Source organism: Streptomyces sp. 3214.6 (assembly GCF_900129855.1).
Classification (GTDB): domain Bacteria; phylum Actinomycetota; class Actinomycetes; order Streptomycetales; family Streptomycetaceae; genus Streptomyces; species Streptomyces soliscabiei.
The window spans coordinates 1,501,268-1,519,670 of record NZ_LT670819.1 but is presented as its reverse complement, the minus strand read 5'-3'; the positions used below and the strand labels follow the sequence as shown (position 1 = coordinate 1,519,670).

Below are 18,403 nucleotides of genomic sequence, written 5' to 3'. Positions count from 1 at the left end.
CTCAGCGCTTGCCCTTCTTCGGGTCGACCAGGCCCGCTCGCCGCAGTGCGTCGGCCATCGCGCTGTTGGCCGGCGGCGAAGCCGCCTGGCGGGAACCGCCGCCGCTGCCGCCGCGCTGGCCGCCCTGCTGGCGCTGCTGGGGAGGACGCCCGCCGCGCTGGGGCCGGCCGCCGCCGGCGGCGGACTGGCCCTGGCCGCCCTGCGGGGCCGCCTCGTCGTCCAGCCGGAGCGTCAGCGAGATCCGCTTGCGCGGGATGTCGACGTCGAGGACCTTCACCTTGACGATGTCGCCGGGCTTGACCACGTCCCGCGGGTCCTTGACGAACGTCTTCGACAGGGCCGAGACGTGTGCCAGGCCGTCCTGGTGGACGCCGATGTCGATGAACGCCCCGAACGCCGCCACGTTCGTGACGACCCCCTCCAGGACCATCCCGGAGGACAGGTCGGAGATCTTCTCCACCCCCTCCTTGAAGGTGGCCGTCTTGAACGCGGGCCGCGGGTCACGCCCGGGCTTCTCCAGCTCCTTGAGGATGTCGCTGACGGTCGGCAGACCGAACGTCTCGTCCACGAAGTCGGTCGGCCGCAGCGAGCGCAGGACGCCCGTGTTGCCGATCAGGGAGGCGACTTCCTGCCCGGAGGTCTTCACCATGCGTCGCACCACCGGGTACGCCTCGGGGTGCACGCTGGAGGAGTCCAGGGGGTCGCTGCCGCCGCGGATGCGCAGGAAGCCCGCGCACTGCTCGTAGGCCTTCGGACCGAGGCGCGCCACCTTCTTCAGCTCGGAACGGGAGGTGAAGGGCCCGTTGGCGTCCCGGTGCGCCACGATGTTCTCGGCGAGGCCCGAGGAGATGCCGGACACGCGCGACAGCAGCGGTGCCGACGCCGTGTTGACGTCCACGCCCACGCCGTTCACGCAGTCCTCCACCACCGCGTCCAGCGAGCGCGACAGCTTCACCTCGGACAGGTCGTGCTGGTACTGGCCGACGCCGATCGACTTCGGGTCGATCTTCACCAGCTCGGCGAGCGGGTCCTGGAGCCGGCGCGCGATGGACACCGCCCCGCGCAGCGACACGTCCATGTCGGGCAGCTCCTGCGAGGCGAACGCGGAGGCCGAGTACACGGAGGCGCCGGCCTCGGACACCATCACCTTGGTGAGGTTGAGCTCCGGGTGCTTGGCGATGAGTTCACCGGCGAGCTTGTCGGTCTCGCGGGACGCCGTGCCGTTGCCGATGGCGACCAGTTCGACCGCGTGGCTCTTCGCCAGCCGCGCGAGCTTGGCGATCGCCTCGTCCCACTTGTTCGCCGGGACGTGCGGGTAGATCACGTCGGTCGCCACGACCTTGCCGGTCGCGTCGACGACGGCGACCTTCACGCCCGTACGGAAACCGGGGTCCAGGCCCAGCGTCGCGCGCGTGCCGGCCGGGGCGGCGAGCAGCAGGTCGCGCAGGTTCGCGGCGAACACGTTCACCGCCTCGTCCTCGGCGGCCGTCCGCAGCCGCAGCCGCAGGTCGATGCCCAGATGGACGAGGATGCGGGTGCGCCACGCCCAACGGACCGTGTCCGTCAGCCACTTGTCGGCCGGCCGGCCCCGGTCGGCGATCCGGAATCTCGATGCGACGATCCCCTCGTACGACGAGGGGCCGGGCAGTTCGGAGGGCTCCTCGGGCTCCAGGACGAGGTCGAGGATCTCTTCCTTCTCGCCGCGCAACATCGCCAGGATGCGGTGCGAGGGCAGCGCGGTGAACGGCTCGGCGAAGTCGAAGTAGTCGGCGAACTTCGCGCCCGCCTCCTCCTTGCCGTCGCGCACCTTGGCGGCGAGCCGGCCGCGCCCCCACATGCGCTCGCGCAGCTCGCCGATCAGGTCGGCGTCCTCCGAGAACCGCTCGGTGAGGATCGCCCGCGCGCCGTCCAGCGCGGCCTGCGCATCGGCGACGCCCTTGTCGGCGTCGACGAAGGCGGCGGCCGCCGCGAACGGGTCGACCGTGGCGTCGCCGAGCAGGCCCTCGGCGAGCGGTTCGAGGCCCGCCTCACGCGCGATCTGGGCCTTCGTGCGCCGCTTGGGCTTGTACGGCAGGTAGATGTCCTCGAGCCGCGCCTTGGTCTCGGCGCCGCGGATCTGCGCCTCCAGCGCGTCGGTGAGCTTGCCCTGCTCACGCACCGACTCCAGGATCGCCGTCCGCCGCTCCTCCAGCTCCCGCAGGTAGCGCAGCCGCTCCTCGATCGTGCGCAGCTGCGCGTCGTCGAGCATCTCGGTCGCTTCCTTGCGGTAGCGGGCGACGAAAGGCACCGTGGAGCCGCCGTCGAGCAGCTCCACGGCGGCCTTGACCTGCCGCTCCCGTACGCCGAGCTCCTCGGCGATCCTGCCTTCGATGGACCCTACTTCGATGGACCCGGGTGTCGTCACGATCCCGTACCGCCTTCTCCACTGAGGTTGCGCCGCAATTGTGGCAGGTGGCACCGACAGTCGGGGATCAGGGCGCACTCGTGGCGGGGCTCAGGCCCGGCGGGGGTGCGCGGAGCCTTCAGGCTCCGCCGAACAGCCGGGCCAGGGCCCTGAACGGCAGCGTCACCACGGTGGCCACCGCCGAACCGATCTGCCGCAACACGTCTGCGATCGCGCGGAACACGAACGTCCCCTTCCACTCGGTTCCCCCCCGGGCGCCCTCGGGTCTGGCTCGGGCGTCCCTCGGGCTGGGCACCCCGGGTACCGCGCGCCCGGCCGTCCAACCTTCGCGTCAGCCCGACGCGGTCCAGGTGAAGCGCGGCTCCCTGCGCTCCAGGAACGCGGCGACGCCCTCCGCGGTCTCGCCGCTGCCGCGCGCCTGCGCGCTCCAGTGGGCGTCCCGGTCCTTGCGTCCGGTCGCGAACTCCTTCGCGGCGGCCTGCGTCAGCTGCGAGCGGGACACCAGGATCCGCGTGAACTCCTCGACCCGCTTCTCGAGTGCGTCCGCGGGCAGCACCTCGTCGACCAGGCCCGTGCGCAGTGCCCGCTGCGTGTCGATCAACTCGCCGGAGAACAACAGATACTTGGCGGCGGACGGCCCCACGAGGGACACCAACCGCCGGGTGGAGGAGGCCGGGTACACGATCCCGAGCTTCGCCGGCGTCACCCCGAACAGCGCGCCCTCCTCGGCGAACCGCAGGTCGCACGCGGCGGCGAGCTGCGTGCCGCCGCCCACGCAGTGCCCCCGGACCGCGGCCAGCGTCGGCTTGGGGAACGCGGCGACGGCGTCCTCCGCGCGTACCGCCAGCGCCGGCGCCTCGTCCGGGGCGTCCTGGAGCGTGGAGATGTCGGCGCCCGCGCAGAACGTCCCGCCCGCGCCGGTCAGCACCAGCGCCCGCACCCCGGGATCGGCGGCCAGGGTGTCCAGCAACGGGGGCAGCGCCGCCCACATCGCGGCCGTCATGGCGTTGCGTTTCGCGGGATGGTGCAGGACGACGGTGGCCACGGCGTCGGTGACGCCGTACAGCAGTTCGGGCTCCATGCCCAGGATGCTAACCACCGCGCGGGAGGGAGCGGCGTCGTCGCACCCGTACAACCCGAAGAGTGCGCGAAGGCGGCGCGGATACGACAGAAACGGTCCTGCGGTCGACCGGGTCATTCGCGGCCGGTCGGAAACGCTCGATAACTGCTGACTTCTGTTCAGTCATCCGGAGGGGGCCGTCCCGTTACCAACACTCGACGTGTGGTGACAATCGAGCGCGAGGGCGGCGACCGGACGATGGACGATCACGGGCGCGGGCCCGACCCACGCCCAGAGGGCGGCCCGGGCGGACCTCCCGACTCCCCGCGGGAAGCCGTGCCGCGACCGCTGCCCTACGAAGGCGTCTGGCGGTTCACCGCGGCAGCCGTGGACGCCTCCGTGCCGCAGGCGCGACACGCCGTACGGGACCTGCTGTACCGCCAGGGCGTGCCCGTCTCGGACGACCTGGCCCAGGGGCTGCTGCTGATCGTCTCCGAGCTGGTGACCAACGCCGTCCGGCACGCGGCGCTGCTGTCGCCCGTGCTCGCGGTGGAGATCGCCGTCGGAGCCGACTGGGTGCGGGTGGCCGTGGAGGACAACCACCCCTACCGCCCGACCGCCCTGGAGGCCGACCACGGCCGCACCGGCGGCCGCGGACTGCTACTGGTACGGGAGATCACCAGGGAGGCGGGCGGGGCGTGCGACGTCGAGCACACGGCGAGCGGCGGCAAGGTGATCTGGGCCGCCCTGCCGCTCAAACCCGTGCGGGGGCTGTGAGGGTCACCAGTCGGCCGAGGGACCCGTCAGCTCCCTGACCGCGGGCCGCGCCGCGTCCAGCACGGTCATGAACCAGGACGAGAACGTGTCCTTCGCATGCCGCTCCGCCAGCTCGGCGGGCGTCACGAAGGCCGTGTCGCCGACCTCCTCCGGGTCCGGCCGCAGCGGGGACTGCACCAGCCCGACGAACAGGTGGTTGTACTCCTGCTCCACCAGACCCGAGTCGGGGTCCGGGTGGTGGTAGCGGACCGTGCCCGCCTCGGCGAGCAGCGACGGGGAGACGCCCAGCTCCTCGAAGGTGCGCCGGGCGGCCGCCGCGAACGGCGCCTCACCGGGGTAGGGGTGACCGCAGCAGGTGTTGGACCACACGCCGGGGGAGTGGTACTTGCCGAGCGCCCGCTGCTGGAGCAGCAGCCGGCCCCGCTCGTCGAAGAGGAACACGGAGAACGCGCGGTGCAACTGCCCCGGTGGCTGATGGGCGGCGAGCTTCTCCGCGGTGCCGATCGTGACGCCGTTCTCGTCGACCAGCTCCAGCAAGATCGCTTCCGCGGTGCCGTTCGACGAGTTGTGTGTCGCGGTGGCAGGTGTGATCGGCATACCCATCCTTAGCATCGGTCCTCGCGTCCCCCAGTCTGCCGTACGCGCCCGGCACTCCCGGCGCTTCACGCGAAAGCGCGCATGTCCCGCGCGCGGCAGGGGTCCCCGTCGGTGATCTTGCCCGGAGCCCACGGCGGGGAACCATATGGAACGCCTGTGCGGATCGCTACGGATCACCCGACGCCCATGGCGCCTGCACGCTCAGTGACAGAGCCGTGCCTCGTGCTGAGCGTGCCCGCTCGGCTCCAGCTGGAAGGTGCAGTGCTCCACGTCGAAGTGGTGGCCCAGGCAGCCCTGGAGCTCGTGCAGCAGCTTCTCGTGGCCGATCGCGTTCAGCACCTCCGAGCGCACCACCACGTGCGCCGACAGCACCGGCATCCCGGAGGTGATCGTCCAGGCGTGCAGATCGTGGACGTCCTCCACCCCGTCCAGGGCGAGGATGTGGGTCCGCACCTCCGCCATGTCGACGTCCTTGGGGGCCGACTCCAGCAGCACGTCGAGGGTCTCGCGCAGCAGCTTCACCGTCCTCGGCACGATCATCAGACCGATGACGAGCGAGGCGATCGGATCGGCGGTCTGCCAGCCGGTGGCCAGGATCACCCCCGCCGAGATGATCACCGCGACGGAACCCAGCGCGTCCGCGGCCACCTCCAGGAACGCCCCGCGCACGTTCAGGCTCTCCGCCTGGCCGCGCATCAGCAGCGTGAGCGAGACCATGTTCGCGACCAGACCGATCACGCCGAACCAGATCATCAGCCCGCCCTCGGTGGCGGCCGGCGTGAAGAACCGCTGCACCGCCTCGTACAGGACGTAGCCGCCCACCCCGAGCAGCAGCAGACAGTTGGCGAGGGCCGCCAGGATCTCGGCGCGGGCCAGCCCGAAGGTGCGGTTCGCGCTCGGCGGCCGATTGGCGAAGTGGATGGCGAGCAGCGCCATGCCCAGGCCCAGCGCGTCCGTCGCCATGTGGGCCGCGTCCGCGATCAGCGCCAGGGAGTCGGCGAGCAGCCCGCCGACGATCTCGACCACCATGACGCCGAGCGTGATCGACAGCGCCACGCGCAGCCTGCCGCGGTACGCCGCGGCGGCCGTGCCGGTGGTCGGCCGTTGCGTGTGCGTGTGGCCGTGGTCGTGCCCAGCCCCCATGGAAGCAGCCCTTCTGTGGTCCGTCGCGGCCCGTCGTGTTCTGCCCGGGCTCACAGTGAACTACGGGTGGGGGGTATCCGGCAACGCGGCACTGAACACCGTTGTCATATGCCCTGACCTGCGGAAACGATTCGCAGGTCAGGGCACCCTCACCTGCTGCTCAGACGTGGTGCGACCGCCGGCCCCGCCAGGCCGAACCGACCATCTCGCGCACGTCCCGCCGGGCCCTGAAGCCCAGCTCCCGGGCCGCGAGCTCCGCCGAGGCCACCGCGCGCGGCGCGTCCCCGGGCCTGCGCCCCTCGACCACCGCCGGCCGGGTGTCGCCGGTGACCTCGCCGATCAGGGTGACCAGCTCGCGCACCGAGACGCCCTCGCCCCGCCCGATGTTCACCGTCAGATCGCCCGCCGCGTCCGGCGCGGTCAGCCGCCGGGCCGCCGCCAGGTGCGCCTCGGCCAGGTCGGCGACGTGGATGTAGTCACGGACGCAGGTGCCGTCCGGCGTCGGGTAGTCGTCGCCGAAGATCCGCGGGGCCTCGCCACGGGTGAGCCGGTCGAAGACCATCGGGACGATGTTGAAGACGCCGGTGTCGGCCAGTTCCGGCGCCGCCGCCCCGGCCACGTTGAAGTAGCGCAGGCAGGTCGTCGCGATGCCGTGCGCCCGCCCCGCCGCCCGGACCAGCCACTCCCCGGCGAGCTTGGTCTCGCCGTACGGGTTGACCGGCGCGCACGGGGTGTCCTCCGTGATGAGGCCCACGTCCGGGTTTCCGTAGACGGCCGCGGAGGAGGAGAAGAGAAACCGTCGGATCCCGGCCTCGGCGACCGCGTCGAGGAGGACGGCCAGACCGCCCACGTTCTCCCGGTAGTAGCGGGTGGGCCGCGCCATGGACTCGGCGACCTGCTTGTGCGCCGCCAGGTGCACCACGCCGGTCACCTCGTGGTCGGCGAAGACCCGCCCGAGCAGGCCGCCGTCGAGCGCCGAACCCTTCACCAGCGGCACGTCCGCCTCCAGCCGCGCGGCGGCGCCGGTGGAGAGATCGTCCAGGACGACGACGCGTTCCCCGGCCCCCGCCATGGCCCGCGCCACATGTGCCCCTATGTATCCGGCTCCGCCGGTGATCAGCCACGTCATGCCTGAAGACCCTATGCGGACCGGTATCGGCACCCCGGCGCGGTGGGCAATGTCCCGGATGTCGGCTCTGTGGGGCGCGGTTTGTCGGCCGGGCCGCCGATCACCGATGATGATCTCGGCAAAGGCCAGTTCAAGCCGGACTCGAGCCGGGCTCCCGGACCTCGTTGATCGTCCTTGAACGGGCGGTGAACCCGGCCTTCCCGGCATCCGATAGCCTCTGCCGACATGCCGCCCGCCTGGCGCGGCCACCGGTGCACTCGCCGGTGCGGCCAAGGGCGCCCCCATCGTGTACATGACCGGCGTGAACGCGTCGGACCCAGGGAGTGAGTTCGGTTGCCGACCGCCATCCTCACCGGCTCGCCGGTCCCCGGATCGTCGATCGAGGGCGACCTGCGGTCCCTCGGCTACGACGTGCGGACCGCCTCCGACGCCGGTGACGCCGAGACCCTCCTCGCGGCCGTCCCCGGCGACCAGCGCGTCGCCGTCGTGGACGCCCGCTTCGTGGGCCACGAGCACGCGCTGCGCCTCGGCCTCACCGACCCCCGCTTCCCGCTCGCCGCGATCCCGGGCGCCGTGACCGCGCAGCCCGACGGCCGCCAGGCCCTGACCCGCGCGATGGCCCGGGAGAACTCCGCGAGCGGCGGCGCGGTCCTGACTGTCGACAGCCTCGCCGACCGTGTCGTCACCGCCCTCGACGCCGACGGCGTCGACGTGTACCGCCCCGAGCTGGGCAGCCTGGTCGCCGAGGTCCCCGCCGACCCGCAGGCCCGCAACGAGGCACGGCAGGCCGTCGCCGCCGTCGACGACGAGGCCGTCCGCCTGAAGTCGGCCGTGAAGGCCCGTGACGGCTTCTTCACCACCTTCTGCATCAGCCCGTACTCCCGCTACCTCGCCCGCTGGTGCGCGCGCCGCGGCCTCACCCCGAACCAGGTCACCACCGCCTCGCTGATCACCGCGCTCATCGCGGCGGCCTGCGCGGCCACTGGTACCCGCGGCGGGTTCATCGCGGCCGGCGTGCTGCTCATCGCGTCCTTCGTCCTGGACTGCACCGACGGCCAGCTCGCCCGCTACTCCCTGCAGTACTCCACGCTCGGCGCCTGGCTCGACGCCACCTTCGACCGCGCCAAGGAGTACGCCTACTACGCCGGCCTCGCGCTCGGCGCGGCCCGCGGCGGCGACGACGTATGGGCTCTCGCGCTCGGCGCGATGGTGCTGCAGACCTGCCGGCACGTCGTCGACTTCTCGTTCAACGAGGCCAACCACGACGCCACCGCCAACACCAGCCCCACCGCCGCCCTCTCCGACAAGCTCGACAGCGTCGGCTGGACCGTCTGGGTGCGGCGGATGATAGTCCTGCCCATCGGCGAACGATGGGCGATGATCGCCGTCCTGACCGCGGCCGCCACCCCCCGCATCACCTTCTACGCGCTGCTCATCGGCTGCGCGTTCGCGGCGACCTACACCACGGCGGGCCGTGTCCTGCGCTCCCTGACCCGCAAAGCCAGGCGCACGGACCGGGCGGCGCAGGCCCTCGCGGACCTCGCGGACACCGGGCCCCTGACCGAACTGCTCGCCCGCACGCTGCCCGCGGGCATCCGCGTTCCGGCCCCCCTCGCCGCGGCCGTCGGCTCCGGCCTGCTGGTCCTCGCGGCCGGGTTCGACGGGTCGGGCTTCGCGCTCCTCGTGGCCGTCGTGCTGTACGTCCTGCTGTCCGCCGACGCCGTCGCCCGCCCCCTCAAGGGCGCCCTCGACTGGCTGGTCCCGCCGCTCTTCCGGGCCGCCGAGTACGGCACGGTGCTGATCCTCGCGGCCCAGGCGGACGTGCAGGGGGCGCTTCCCGCGGCCTTCGGTCTCGTCGGCGCCGTCGCCTACCATCACTACGACACGGTGTACCGCATCCGCGGCAACGCCGGAGCGCCGCCGGCCTGGCTGGTGCGCGCCGTCGGGGGGCAGGAGGGGCGGACGCTGGTCGTGGTCGTGCTGGCCATGGCGCTCACCGCCTCGCAGTTCAAGGTCGCGCTCACGGTCCTCGCCGTGGCCGTCGCCGTGGTGGTGCTCGTCGAGAGCATCCGCTTCTGGGTGGCCGCCCACAAGGGCGGCGCTCCCGCCGTACACGATGAAGGAGAACCCGCATGATCGGCCTCGTGCTGGCGGCCGGCGCCGGCCGGCGTCTGCGCCCCTACACCGACACCCTGCCGAAGGCGCTGGTGCCGGTGGGGCCCGCGGGCATAGAGGGTGAGCCCACGGTGCTCGACCTGACGCTCGGCAACTTCGCCGAGATCGGTCTCACCGAGGTCGCGGTCATCGTCGGCTACCGCAAGGAGGCCGTGTACGAGCGCAAGGCGGCGCTGGAGGCGAAGTACGGCCTCAAGCTCACCCTCATCGACAACGACAAGGCCGAGGAGTGGAACAACGCCTACTCCCTGTGGTGCGGCCGGGACGCCCTCAAGGACGGCGTGATCCTCGCCAACGGCGACACCGTGCACCCGGTCTCCGTCGAGAAGACGCTGCTCGCCGCCCGCGGTGAGGGCAGGCGGATCATCCTTGCCCTCGACACCGTGAAGTCCCTGGCGGACGAGGAGATGAAGGTCGTCGTCGACCCCGAGAAGGGCATGACGAAGATCACCAAGCTGATGGACCCGGCCGAGGCCACCGGCGAGTACATCGGCGTCACCCTCATCGAGGGCGACGCGGCCCCCGAACTGGCAGACGCGCTCAGGACCGTGTGGGAGACCGACCCCCAGCAGTTCTACGAGCACGGCTACCAGGAGCTCGTGGGCCGCGGCTTCCGCATCGACGTGGCGCCGATCGGCGACGTCAAGTGGGTCGAGATCGACAACCACGACGATCTCGCCCGTGGACGGGAGATCGCGTGCCAGTACTGACCCGGCTGATCCCCTCGCCGGTCGTCGTCGACATCCGCCCCGGCGCCCTCGACGACCTCGTCGGGGTCCTCGCCGACGAGCGCATCTCGCACTCCGGCAAGCTCGCGATCGCCGTCAGCGGCGGCTCCGGCGCCCGGCTGCGCGAGCGCCTCACCCCGGCCCTGCCCGGCGCCACCTGGTACGAGGTCGGCGGCGGCACCCTCGACGACGCCGTGCGGCTCGCCGGTGACATAAAGGCAGGCCGCTACGACGCGGTCGTCGGCCTCGGCGGCGGCAAGATCATCGACTGCGCCAAGTTCGCCGCGGCCAGGGTGGGCCTCCCGCTGGTCGCCGTCCCCACCAACCTCGCGCACGACGGCCTGTGCTCGCCGGTCGCCACCCTCGACAACGACGCGGGCCGCGGCTCCTACGGAGTGCCGAACCCGATCGCGGTCGTCATCGACCTCGATGTCATCCGCGAGGCCCCCGTCCGCTTCGTACGGGCCGGCATCGGCGACGCGGTGTCGAACATCTCGGCCATCGCCGACTGGGAGCTCGCGAGCCGGGTCAAGGGCGAGAAGATCGACGGCCTCGCCGCCGCGATCGCCCGCCAGGCCGGCGAGGCGGTCCTCAGACACCCCGGCGGCATCGGGGACACCGACTTCCTCCAGGTGCTGGCCGAGGCGCTGGTGCTCAGCGGCATCGCCATGTCGGTGTCGGGCGACTCCCGCCCGTCCTCCGGCGCCTGCCACGAGATCAACCACGCCTTCGACCTGCTCTTCCCCCAGCGCGCCGCCGCCCACGGCGAGCAGTGCGGACTCGGCGCGGCCTTCGCGATGTACCTGCGCGGAGCACACGAGGAGTCCGCCTACATGGCCCAGGTGCTGCGCCGGCACGGACTGCCGGTCCTGCCCGAGGAGATCGGCTTCACGGTGGACGAGTTCGTCCGCGCCGTGGAGTTCGCCCCCGAGACCCGGCCCGGCCGCTACACGATCCTCGAACACCTCGACCTCAAGACCGAACAGATCAAGGACATCTACGCCGACTATGTCAAGGCCATCGGTAGCTGAACTCAGACCGGTCGTCCACCCTCCGGGGGTGAAGGACCGGCGCAGCGGTGAGCACTGGATGGGGCGCCTCTACATGCGTGAGGTGTCCCTGCGAGTCGACCGCTATCTGGTGAACACCAGGGTCACGCCCAACCAGCTCACGTACCTGATGACCGTCTTCGGCGTCCTCGCGGCCCCGGCGCTGCTGGTGCCGGGGATCACGGGCGCCGTGCTCGGCGTGGTGTGCGTCCAGATGTACCTGCTGCTGGACTGCGTGGACGGCGAGATCGCCCGCTGGAAGAAGCAGTACTCCCTCGGCGGGGTCTACCTGGACCGGGTCGGGGCGTATCTCACCGACGCCGCCGTCCTCGTCGGCTTCGGGCTGCGCGCCGCCGACCTGTGGGGCAGCGGCCGGATCGACTGGCTGTGGGCCTTCCTCGGCACGCTGGCCGCGCTCGGCGCGATCCTGATCAAGGCGGAGACCGACCTCGTCGGCGTCGCCCGCCACCAGGGCGGGCTGCCGCCCGTCAAGGAGTCGGCGTCCGAACCGCGCTCCTCCGGCATGGCGCTGGCCCGGCGGGCCGCCTCGGCGCTCAAGTTCCACCGGCTGATCCTCGGCATCGAGGCGTCCCTGCTGATCCTGGTCCTGGCGGTCGTCGACCAGGTCCGCGGCGACCTGTTCTTCTCCCGGCTCGGCGTCGCCGTACTGGCGGGCATCGCGCTGCTGCAGACGCTGCTGCACCTGGTGTCCATCCTCGTGTCGAGCAGGCTGAAGTGAGCGCGCCCACAACGGTCGGCGCGGTCGTCATCACCATGGGCAACCGCCCCGACGAGCTGCGCGCGCTGCTCGACTCGGTCGCCAAGCAGGACGGCGACCAGGTCCAGGTCGTGGTCGTCGGCAACGGCGCGCCCGTCCCGGACGTCCCCGAGGGCGTCCGCACGGTCGAACTGCCCGAGAACCTCGGCATCCCCGGCGGCCGCAACGTCGGCATCGAGGCCTTCGGCCCCAGCGGCCGGGACGTCGACGTCCTGCTGTTCCTGGACGACGACGGCCTCCTCGCCCACCACGACACCGCCGAGCTGTGCCGGCAGGCCTTCGACGCCGATCCGAAGCTGGGCATCATCAGCTTCCGGATCGCCGACCCGGAGACCGGGGTCACCCAGCGCCGCCACGTACCCCGGCTGCGCGCCTCCGACCCGATGCGCTCCTCCCGGGTCACCACCTTCCTCGGCGGCGCCAACGCCGTCCGCACGAAGGTCTTCGCGGAAGTCGGCGGACTCCCGGACGAGTTCTTCTACGCCCACGAGGAGACCGATCTGGCCTGGCGGGCCCTCGACGCGGGCTGGATGATCGACTACCGGTCCGACATGGTGCTGCACCACCCGACGACGGCGCCCTCGCGGCACGCGGTGTACCACCGCATGGTCGCCCGCAACCGCGTCTGGCTGGCCCGCCGCAACCTTCCCGTCCCGCTGGTCCCGGTCTACCTCGGGGTCTGGCTGCTGCTGACGCTGGCGCGCCGCCCCTCGGGCTCCGCGCTGAAGGCCTGGTTCGGCGGTTTCCGGGAAGGCTGGAGCACTCCGTGCGGACCGCGCAGGCCCATGAAGTGGCGCACGGTATGGCGGCTGACCCGACTGGGCCGGCCCCCGGTGATCTGACAAGCTCGTCCTGAGGAACCCGGGCCGTACCAGGGGCCCGCCGGCTCATGCCAGCCGTCGAGGCTGTGCATCCCGAAGAGGAAAGTTTCCTACTTGTGAGTGAGACAACGCATGACGTCGGAGTCGTGGTGAGCGCGCCTCCGTCGCCCGACGAAGGCCTCACGGCGGCGCAGTTGGCCGCCAAGTACGGGCTGGCCGTGAGCGGGGCGCGCCCCTCCCTGCCGGAGTACGTCCGCCAGCTCTGGGGCCGACGCCACTTCATCCTGGCCTTCTCCTCGGCGAAACTGGCCGCGCAGTACAGCCAGGCCAGGCTCGGCCAGCTGTGGCAGGTGGCCACTCCGCTGCTGAACGCCGGCGTGTACTTCATGATCTTCGGCCTGCTGCTCGACGCCGGCCGGGGCATGTCGAAGGAGGTGTACATCCCCTTCCTGGTCACGGGCGTCTTCGTGTTCACCTTCACGCAGAGCTCGGTGATGAGCGGTGTCCGCGCGATCTCCGGCAACCTCGGCCTGGTGCGCGCCCTGCACTTCCCGCGCGCCTCGCTGCCGATCTCCTTCGCCCTGCAGCAGCTCCAGCAACTGCTGTACTCGATGGTCGTGCTGTTCGTGGTCGTCATCGGCTTCGGTAGCTACCCGGACGCCTCCTGGGCGTTGATCGTGCCGGTGCTGATACTGCAGTTCTGCTTCAACTCCGGCCTGGCGATGGTGTTCGCGCGGGCCGGCGCCAAGACCCCTGACCTGGCGCAGTTGATGCCGTTCGTGATGCGGACCTGGATGTACGCCTCCGGCGTGATGTTCTCCATCCCCGTCTTCCTCGCCGACAAGCCGCAGTGGGTGGCGAACATCCTGCAGTGGAACCCGGCTGCCATCTACATGGACCTGATGCGCTTCGCGCTCATCGAGGAGTACGAGGCCGAGAACCTGCCCGCCCACGTGTGGGGGGTCGCGGGCGGCTGGGCGCTGCTGCTGGCGGTCGGCGGCTTCGTGTTCTTCTGGCGGGCCGAGGAGAGGTACGGCCGTGGCTGAGCGGCTCCCCGGACCGCGCATCCCGACCGTCATCGCCGAGGACGTCCACATCGTCTACCGCGTCAACGGCGCGGGCGGCGGCAAGGGCAGCGCCACGTCCGCGCTCAGCCGCATGGTCAAGCGGGGCTCCGGCGAGGCGACCCGGGGTGTGCGCAAGGTGCATGCGGTGCGCGGGGTGTCCTTCACCGTCCACCGGGGCGAGGCCGTCGGCCTGATCGGCTCCAACGGCTCCGGAAAGTCGACCCTGCTGCGGGCCATCGCCGGCCTGCTGCCGCCCGAGAGCGGCAAGGTCTACACCGACGGCCAGCCCTCGCTGCTGGGCGTCAACGCGGCGCTGATGAACGACCTCACCGGCGAACGCAACGTCATGCTCGGCGGCCTGGCCATGGGCATGTCCCGTGAGCAGATCAAGGAGCGCTACCAGGAGATCGTCGACTTCTCCGGCATCAACGACAAGGGCGACTTCATCTCCCTGCCGATGCGCACCTACTCCTCCGGCATGCAGGCCCGGCTGCGCTTCTCCATCGCCGCCGCCAAGGACCACGACGTCCTGATGATCGACGAGGCGCTGGCCACCGGCGACGCGAAGTTCCGGGGCCGCTCCGAGCAACGCATCCGGGAGCTGCGGGGGCAGGCCGGCACGGTGTTCCTGGTCAGCCACAGCAACAAGTCGATCAGGGACACCTGTGACCGTGTGCTGTGGCTGGAGCGCGGCGAACTCCGCCTGGACGGCCCGACCGAAGAGGTTCTCAAGGAGTACGAGAAGTTCTCGGCCAAGTAGAGCGATGCGACCAGACGCAGGGCCCCGCCGGAACTTCCCGGCGGGGCCCTGCGTCTGCAAAGGAAACGTCAACTCCGTGTCGCCTTAGGAATCTTGACGCCAATCGGTGTGTTGTTGTGATGTGCAGGACACCCCCGCGAACCGTGCTGCGTTGTACAACGTAAGCTGGACCGGTCCCGAAACGCGTCAAGTGGGGCGATATTGCGCAGCGCCCATGGTCGGGCCGGTGCACGGGCGGCCGGGCGGCGTGTCCGAAATAGTGTGTATTGGGTCCGCAGTGTAGAACGGGAGATGTGACGGCAATGGCTACGGAAACTCCCCAGCTCAGCGCAGGCCGTGCCGTCCCCGCGCCGGGCGGTCCACGATGACGGCGCCGGTCGCGCCACGCACCGGCGACCCGGAACGCGGCACGCTCGACAAGGCCGCGCACGAGAACTTCCCCGTGGCCCCGTTCTTCCTGCCCAGGGACTGGCGCGAGGACCTGATGGCCGTCTACGGCTTCGCCCGGCTCGTCGACGACATCGGCGACGGCGACCTCGACCCGGGCGGCGACGACGCCCGACTGCTCGGCGTGTCGGCCACCGAGGCCGAGAACCGGCTGCTCCTGCTGGACGCCTTCGAAGCCGATCTGCATCGTGTTTTCGCCGGATCCGACGATCCACCCCGCCACCCCCTGCTGCGCCGCCTCCGGCCGACGGTCCGCCGCCGCTCGCTCACCCCCGAGCCCTTCCTCGGCCTGATCGCCGCCAACCGGCAGGACCAGCTCGTCACCCGCTACGAGACCTACGACGATCTCCTCGCCTACTGCGAACTGTCCGCCAATCCCGTCGGCCGTCTCGTCCTCGCCGTCACCGGCACCTCGACCCCCGAGCGCGTCCGCCGGTCCGACGCGATCTGCACCGCACTGCAGATCGTCGAACATCTGCAGGACGTGTCCGAGGACCTCGGCCGCGACCGCGTCTACCTGCCCGCCACGGACATGAAGCGCTTTCACGTGCGGGAAGCGGATCTCGCCGCGAAAACCGCGGGCGCGTCGGTGCGCGCTCTGGTTGCATACGAGGCGCAACGCGCCCGCGATCTCCTGAATGAAGGCACCCCCCTGGTGGGTAGCGTCCACGGCAGGCTGAGACTGCTGCTCGCAGGGTTCGTGGCGGGAGGAAGGGCGGCGATCCACGCGATCGCCGCCGCCGATTACGACGTACTTCCCGGCCCGCCCAAGCCCGGCAAGCTGCAGTTGCTGCGCGAGGTGGGCGTGACCCTGCGAGGAGAGGGGTGATCCGGACCGTGGAGTCGTCACCACACGTGTCCGCGCCGGTACTCGCCGCCTACGGCTACTGCGAGACCGTCACGGGACAGCAGGCCCGTAACTTCGCGTACGGCATCAGGCTGCTGCCCACGCCCAAGCGCCGCGCGATGTCGGCGCTGTACGCCTTCTCGCGCCGCGTCGACGACATCGGCGACGGCGCGCTGGACGGGGACGTCAAGACCGCCCGGCTCGAGGACACGCGGGCGCTCCTCACCCGGGTCCGCGAGGGCGAGGTCGAGGAGGACGACACCGACCCCGTCGCGGTCGCCCTGGCGCACACGGCCCGGGCCTTCCCCATCCCGCTGGGCGGCCTGGACGAGCTGATCGACGGCGTCCTGATGGACGTGCGCGGGGAGACCTACGAGACCTGGGACGACCTGAAGGCGTACTGCCGTTGTGTGGCGGGCGCCATCGGGCGGCTCTCGCTCGGCGTGTTCGGCACCGAACCCGGGGCACGCGGCGCCGAGCGCGCACCCGAGTACGCCGACACCCTCGGGCTCGCGCTCCAGCTCACGAACATCCTCCGGGACGTCCGCGAGGACGCGGAGGGCGGCCGGGTCTACCTGCCCGCCGACGACCTCGCCAAGTTCGGCTGCTCGGCGGGGTTCGACGGACCCAAGCCGCTGGACGGCTCCGACTTCGCGGGTCTCGTGCACTTCGAAGTACGACGGGCCCGCGCCCTGTTCGCCGAGGGCTACCGGCTGCTCCCCCTGCTCGACCGGCGCAGCGGCGCCTGTGTCGCCGCCATGGCCGGCATCTACCGCCGGCTCCTCGACCGCATCGAGCGCGACCCCGAGGCGGTGCTGCGCGGCCGGGTCTCGCTGCCCGGCCGGGAGAAGGCCTACGTCGCCGTGCGCGGCCTGTCGGGCCTGGACGCCCGGCATGTGTCGCGGCGGACCGTCAGGAGGCACACCTGATGGACGCGGCGGGCGACACAGTGGGACGCGGTGATTCCGCCGGACAAAACCGGCATGCAACCCTCCGGTCCGGCGCGGCGTCCCTGACTGCGACGGCCTGCGGTGCAGAGTTCACACACCATGGCCGGCCCGCACGGGAGGGTGCACGATGAACGACGAGCAGCTCGCCGATGCCTCGGAGGTTTCCGGTACTTCGGGACGCACAGCCGTCGTCGTCGGGGGCGGGCTCGCGGGTGTCACCGCCGCGCTCGCACTCGCCGACGCGGGTGTACGGGTCACCCTGCTCGAGAGCCGGCCCCGGCTCGGTGGCCTCGCCTTCTCCTTCCAGCGCGGCGACCTCACCGTCGACAACGGACAGCACGTGTACCTGCGCTGCTGCACCGCCTACCGCTGGTTCCTCGACCGCATCGGGGGCAGCGCGCTGGCGCCGCTGCAGGACCGGCTCGACGTGCCCGTCGTCGACCTCGCCAAACCCGAGGGGCGGCGGCTGGGCAGGCTGCGACGCGACGCGCTGCCGGTGCCCCTGCATCTGGGGCGCAGCCTCGCCACCTATCCACACCTCTCGCTCGCCGAACGCGCCAAAGTGGGCCGGGCCGCGCTCGCGCTCAAGGGACTCGACCTCGCCGATCCGGCCCTGGACGCGCAGGACTTCGGCAGCTGGCTGACCGCGCACGGTCAGTCGGCACGCGCCGTCGAGGCCCTGTGGGACCTGGTCGGAGTCGCCACCCTCAACGCGGTCGCGGGGGACTCCTCGCTGGGGCTCGCCGCGATGGTGTTCAAGACCGGTCTGCTGTCCGAGCCGGGCGCGGCCGACATCGGCTGGGCGCACGTCCCGCTGGGCGAACTGCACGACCGGCTGGCCCGCAAGGCGCTCGAGTCCTCGGGCGTACGGATCGAGGTCCGTTCACGCGTCACCTCCCTCTCTTGTGACGAAAACGGGGCGTGGAGCGTTCAGATTCCGGGCGAGACGCTTCGCGCGGACACCGTCGTGCTCGCCGTGCCGCAGCGCGAGACGCACGACCTGCTCCCCGACGGAGCGCTCGACGACGCGCGGCGACTGCTGGAGATCGACACGGCGCCCATCCTCAACGTGCATGTCGTCTACGACCGCAAGGTGCTCGACAAGCCCTTCTTCGCGGCGCTCGGCACACCCGTGCAGTGGGTCTTCGACCGCACCCACGCCTCCGGCCTGCGCGAGGGCCAGTACCTCGCGCTGTCCCAGTCCGCCGCCAAGGACGAGATCGACGAACCCGTCGCCGTGCTGCGCGAGCGCTATCTGCCCGAACTGGAGCGGCTGTTGCCGCGTGCGCGCGGCGCCGAGGTGCGGGACTTCTTCGTGACCCGGGAGCGCACGGCGACGTTCGCCCCCACCCCCGGCGTCGGACGGCTGCGTCCCGGCGCCCGCACCAAAGCCCCCGGCCTGTACCTGGCCGGAGCGTGGACCGCCACAGGGTGGCCCGCGACCATGGAGAGTGCGGTCCGCAGCGGCGTGAGCGCGGCGGACGCCGTGCTGAGCGCCCTGGGCCGGCCCCGCCCCCGCCGTCTCTTCGCGTTCGAGGAGGCGGCCTACCGCACCATCCCGGGGGGCAACCCCCGGACCCCCGGCCGAAAGCCGGAGGGGACCGGCGCTTCTCTGCGAGGTGAGATCCGGTGAAGGTCGATCAGCACGGCTCGGCACACCCCCGCACCCCC

The 18,403-nt window shown here is 71.6% G+C and carries 18 protein-coding genes; 12 read left to right on the top strand and 6 right to left on the bottom strand.

Annotated elements, in window-relative coordinates; all coding sequences use genetic code 11:
* Position 1: 1 nt before the first annotated feature.
* The 3 genes from B5557_RS06795 to B5557_RS06790 all read right to left on the bottom strand — a co-directional run bounded on the left by B5557_RS06795 (position 2) and on the right by B5557_RS06790 (position 3,485).
* Positions 2-2,404, bottom strand: a complete 2,403-nt coding sequence (locus B5557_RS06795) for a Tex family protein (RefSeq protein ID WP_079658270.1) — start codon at positions 2,402-2,404, stop codon at positions 2-4.
* Positions 2,405-2,522: 118 nt separating this feature from the next.
* A complete protein-coding gene (locus B5557_RS45660) occupies positions 2,523-2,627 on the bottom strand; it encodes an LPFR motif small protein (protein WP_269460206.1) in 105 nt (34 codons plus the stop codon).
* A 108-nt stretch (positions 2,628-2,735) separates the two neighbouring features.
* Complete coding sequence (locus tag B5557_RS06790) at positions 2,736-3,485, bottom strand: enoyl-CoA hydratase/isomerase family protein (RefSeq protein WP_079658269.1); 750 nt, start codon at positions 3,483-3,485, stop codon at positions 2,736-2,738.
* Between the two features lie 237 nt (positions 3,486-3,722).
* Between B5557_RS06790 and B5557_RS06785 the strand changes: the two genes are divergently transcribed.
* Positions 3,723-4,241 (top strand): ATP-binding protein, encoded by a 519-nt coding sequence (locus B5557_RS06785; protein WP_079664628.1) that lies wholly within the window; start codon positions 3,723-3,725, stop codon positions 4,239-4,241.
* 3 nt (positions 4,242-4,244) lie between these two features.
* Here the strand turns inward: B5557_RS06785 and idi are convergent, their stop codons facing one another.
* From idi to galE, 3 genes are all read right to left on the bottom strand, one after another.
* On the bottom strand, positions 4,245-4,838 hold the full coding sequence (gene idi, locus B5557_RS06780) for an isopentenyl-diphosphate Delta-isomerase (RefSeq protein WP_079658268.1): 594 nt from the start codon (positions 4,836-4,838) through the stop codon (positions 4,245-4,247).
* Positions 4,839-5,039: 201 nt separating this feature from the next.
* Positions 5,040-5,981 (bottom strand): cation diffusion facilitator family transporter, encoded by a 942-nt coding sequence (locus B5557_RS06775; RefSeq protein ID WP_079658267.1) that lies wholly within the window; start codon positions 5,979-5,981, stop codon positions 5,040-5,042.
* Positions 5,982-6,141: 160 nt separating this feature from the next.
* Positions 6,142-7,110: a UDP-glucose 4-epimerase GalE gene (gene galE / locus B5557_RS06770; RefSeq protein ID WP_079658266.1), complete on the bottom strand. Its 969-nt coding sequence runs from the start codon at positions 7,108-7,110 to the stop codon at positions 6,142-6,144.
* A 333-nt stretch (positions 7,111-7,443) separates the two neighbouring features.
* On the opposite strand from galE, the gene B5557_RS06765 reads away from it, so the two are divergent.
* The 11 genes from B5557_RS06765 to hpnE all read left to right on the top strand — a co-directional run bounded on the left by B5557_RS06765 (position 7,444) and on the right by hpnE (position 18,365).
* On the top strand, positions 7,444-9,246 hold the full coding sequence (locus B5557_RS06765) for a DUF5941 domain-containing protein (RefSeq protein ID WP_079658265.1): 1,803 nt from the start codon (positions 7,444-7,446) through the stop codon (positions 9,244-9,246).
* Positions 9,243-9,995: a phosphocholine cytidylyltransferase family protein gene (locus tag B5557_RS06760; protein WP_079658264.1), complete on the top strand. Its 753-nt coding sequence runs from the start codon at positions 9,243-9,245 to the stop codon at positions 9,993-9,995. Before B5557_RS06765 ends, B5557_RS06760 begins: the two co-directional genes overlap by 4 nt.
* Positions 9,983-11,044 (top strand): iron-containing alcohol dehydrogenase family protein, encoded by a 1,062-nt coding sequence (locus B5557_RS06755; protein ID WP_079658263.1) that lies wholly within the window; start codon positions 9,983-9,985, stop codon positions 11,042-11,044. The genes B5557_RS06760 and B5557_RS06755 overlap by 13 nt, the downstream gene beginning before the upstream one ends.
* Positions 11,022-11,801 (top strand): CDP-alcohol phosphatidyltransferase family protein, encoded by a 780-nt coding sequence (locus tag B5557_RS06750; protein ID WP_079658262.1) that lies wholly within the window; start codon positions 11,022-11,024, stop codon positions 11,799-11,801. Before B5557_RS06755 ends, B5557_RS06750 begins: the two co-directional genes overlap by 23 nt.
* Positions 11,802-11,836: 35 nt before the next feature.
* On the top strand, positions 11,837-12,682 hold the full coding sequence (locus B5557_RS06745; protein WP_173877813.1) for a glycosyltransferase family 2 protein: 846 nt from the start codon (positions 11,837-11,839) through the stop codon (positions 12,680-12,682).
* A 95-nt stretch (positions 12,683-12,777) separates the two neighbouring features.
* Positions 12,778-13,707 (top strand): ABC transporter permease, encoded by a 930-nt coding sequence (locus tag B5557_RS06740; RefSeq protein WP_079658260.1) that lies wholly within the window; start codon positions 12,778-12,780, stop codon positions 13,705-13,707.
* A complete protein-coding gene (locus B5557_RS06735) occupies positions 13,700-14,488 on the top strand; it encodes an ABC transporter ATP-binding protein (RefSeq protein ID WP_079658259.1) in 789 nt (262 codons plus the stop codon). Before B5557_RS06740 ends, B5557_RS06735 begins: the two co-directional genes overlap by 8 nt.
* Positions 14,489-14,852: 364 nt before the next feature.
* The gene (gene hpnC, locus B5557_RS06730) at positions 14,853-15,764 is read left to right on the top strand and encodes a squalene synthase HpnC (RefSeq protein ID WP_079658258.1); all 912 of its coding nucleotides are present in this window, start codon (positions 14,853-14,855) and stop codon (positions 15,762-15,764) included.
* Positions 15,761-16,711: a presqualene diphosphate synthase HpnD gene (hpnD, locus tag B5557_RS06725; protein ID WP_079658257.1), complete on the top strand. Its 951-nt coding sequence runs from the start codon at positions 15,761-15,763 to the stop codon at positions 16,709-16,711. The genes hpnC and hpnD overlap by 4 nt, the downstream gene beginning before the upstream one ends.
* Entirely contained in the window at positions 16,711-16,863 is a 153-nt protein-coding gene (locus tag B5557_RS46150) for a DUF6380 family protein (RefSeq protein ID WP_416071038.1), read from the top strand. Before hpnD ends, B5557_RS46150 begins: the two co-directional genes overlap by 1 nt.
* On the top strand, positions 16,860-18,365 hold the full coding sequence (gene hpnE / locus B5557_RS06720; protein WP_079658256.1) for a hydroxysqualene dehydroxylase HpnE: 1,506 nt from the start codon (positions 16,860-16,862) through the stop codon (positions 18,363-18,365). Before B5557_RS46150 ends, hpnE begins: the two co-directional genes overlap by 4 nt.
* Positions 18,366-18,403 lie beyond the last annotated feature (38 nt).

What these genes read in the sequence shown, in the direction of transcription:
- B5557_RS06790 (WP_079658269.1), bottom strand. Translation starts at nt 3,485, where the DNA reads ATGGAGCCCGAACTGCTGTACGGCGTCACCGACGCCGTGGCCACCGTC.
- B5557_RS06785 (WP_079664628.1), top strand. Translation starts at nt 3,723, where the DNA reads ATGGACGATCACGGGCGCGGGCCCGACCCACGCCCAGAGGGCGGCCCG.
- idi (WP_079658268.1), bottom strand. Translation starts at nt 4,838, where the DNA reads ATGCCGATCACACCTGCCACCGCGACACACAACTCGTCGAACGGCACC.
- B5557_RS06775 (WP_079658267.1), bottom strand. Translation starts at nt 5,981, where the DNA reads ATGGGGGCTGGGCACGACCACGGCCACACGCACACGCAACGGCCGACC.
- galE (WP_079658266.1), bottom strand. Translation starts at nt 7,110, where the DNA reads ATGACGTGGCTGATCACCGGCGGAGCCGGATACATAGGGGCACATGTG.
- B5557_RS06760 (WP_079658264.1), top strand. Translation starts at nt 9,243, where the DNA reads ATGATCGGCCTCGTGCTGGCGGCCGGCGCCGGCCGGCGTCTGCGCCCC.
- B5557_RS06750 (WP_079658262.1), top strand. Translation starts at nt 11,022, where the DNA reads ATGTCAAGGCCATCGGTAGCTGAACTCAGACCGGTCGTCCACCCTCCG.
- B5557_RS06745 (WP_173877813.1), top strand. Translation starts at nt 11,837, where the DNA reads ATGGGCAACCGCCCCGACGAGCTGCGCGCGCTGCTCGACTCGGTCGCC.
- hpnC (WP_079658258.1), top strand. Translation starts at nt 14,853, where the DNA reads ATGACGGCGCCGGTCGCGCCACGCACCGGCGACCCGGAACGCGGCACG.
- B5557_RS46150 (WP_416071038.1), top strand. Translation starts at nt 16,711, where the DNA reads ATGGACGCGGCGGGCGACACAGTGGGACGCGGTGATTCCGCCGGACAA.
- hpnE (WP_079658256.1), top strand. Translation starts at nt 16,860, where the DNA reads ATGAACGACGAGCAGCTCGCCGATGCCTCGGAGGTTTCCGGTACTTCG.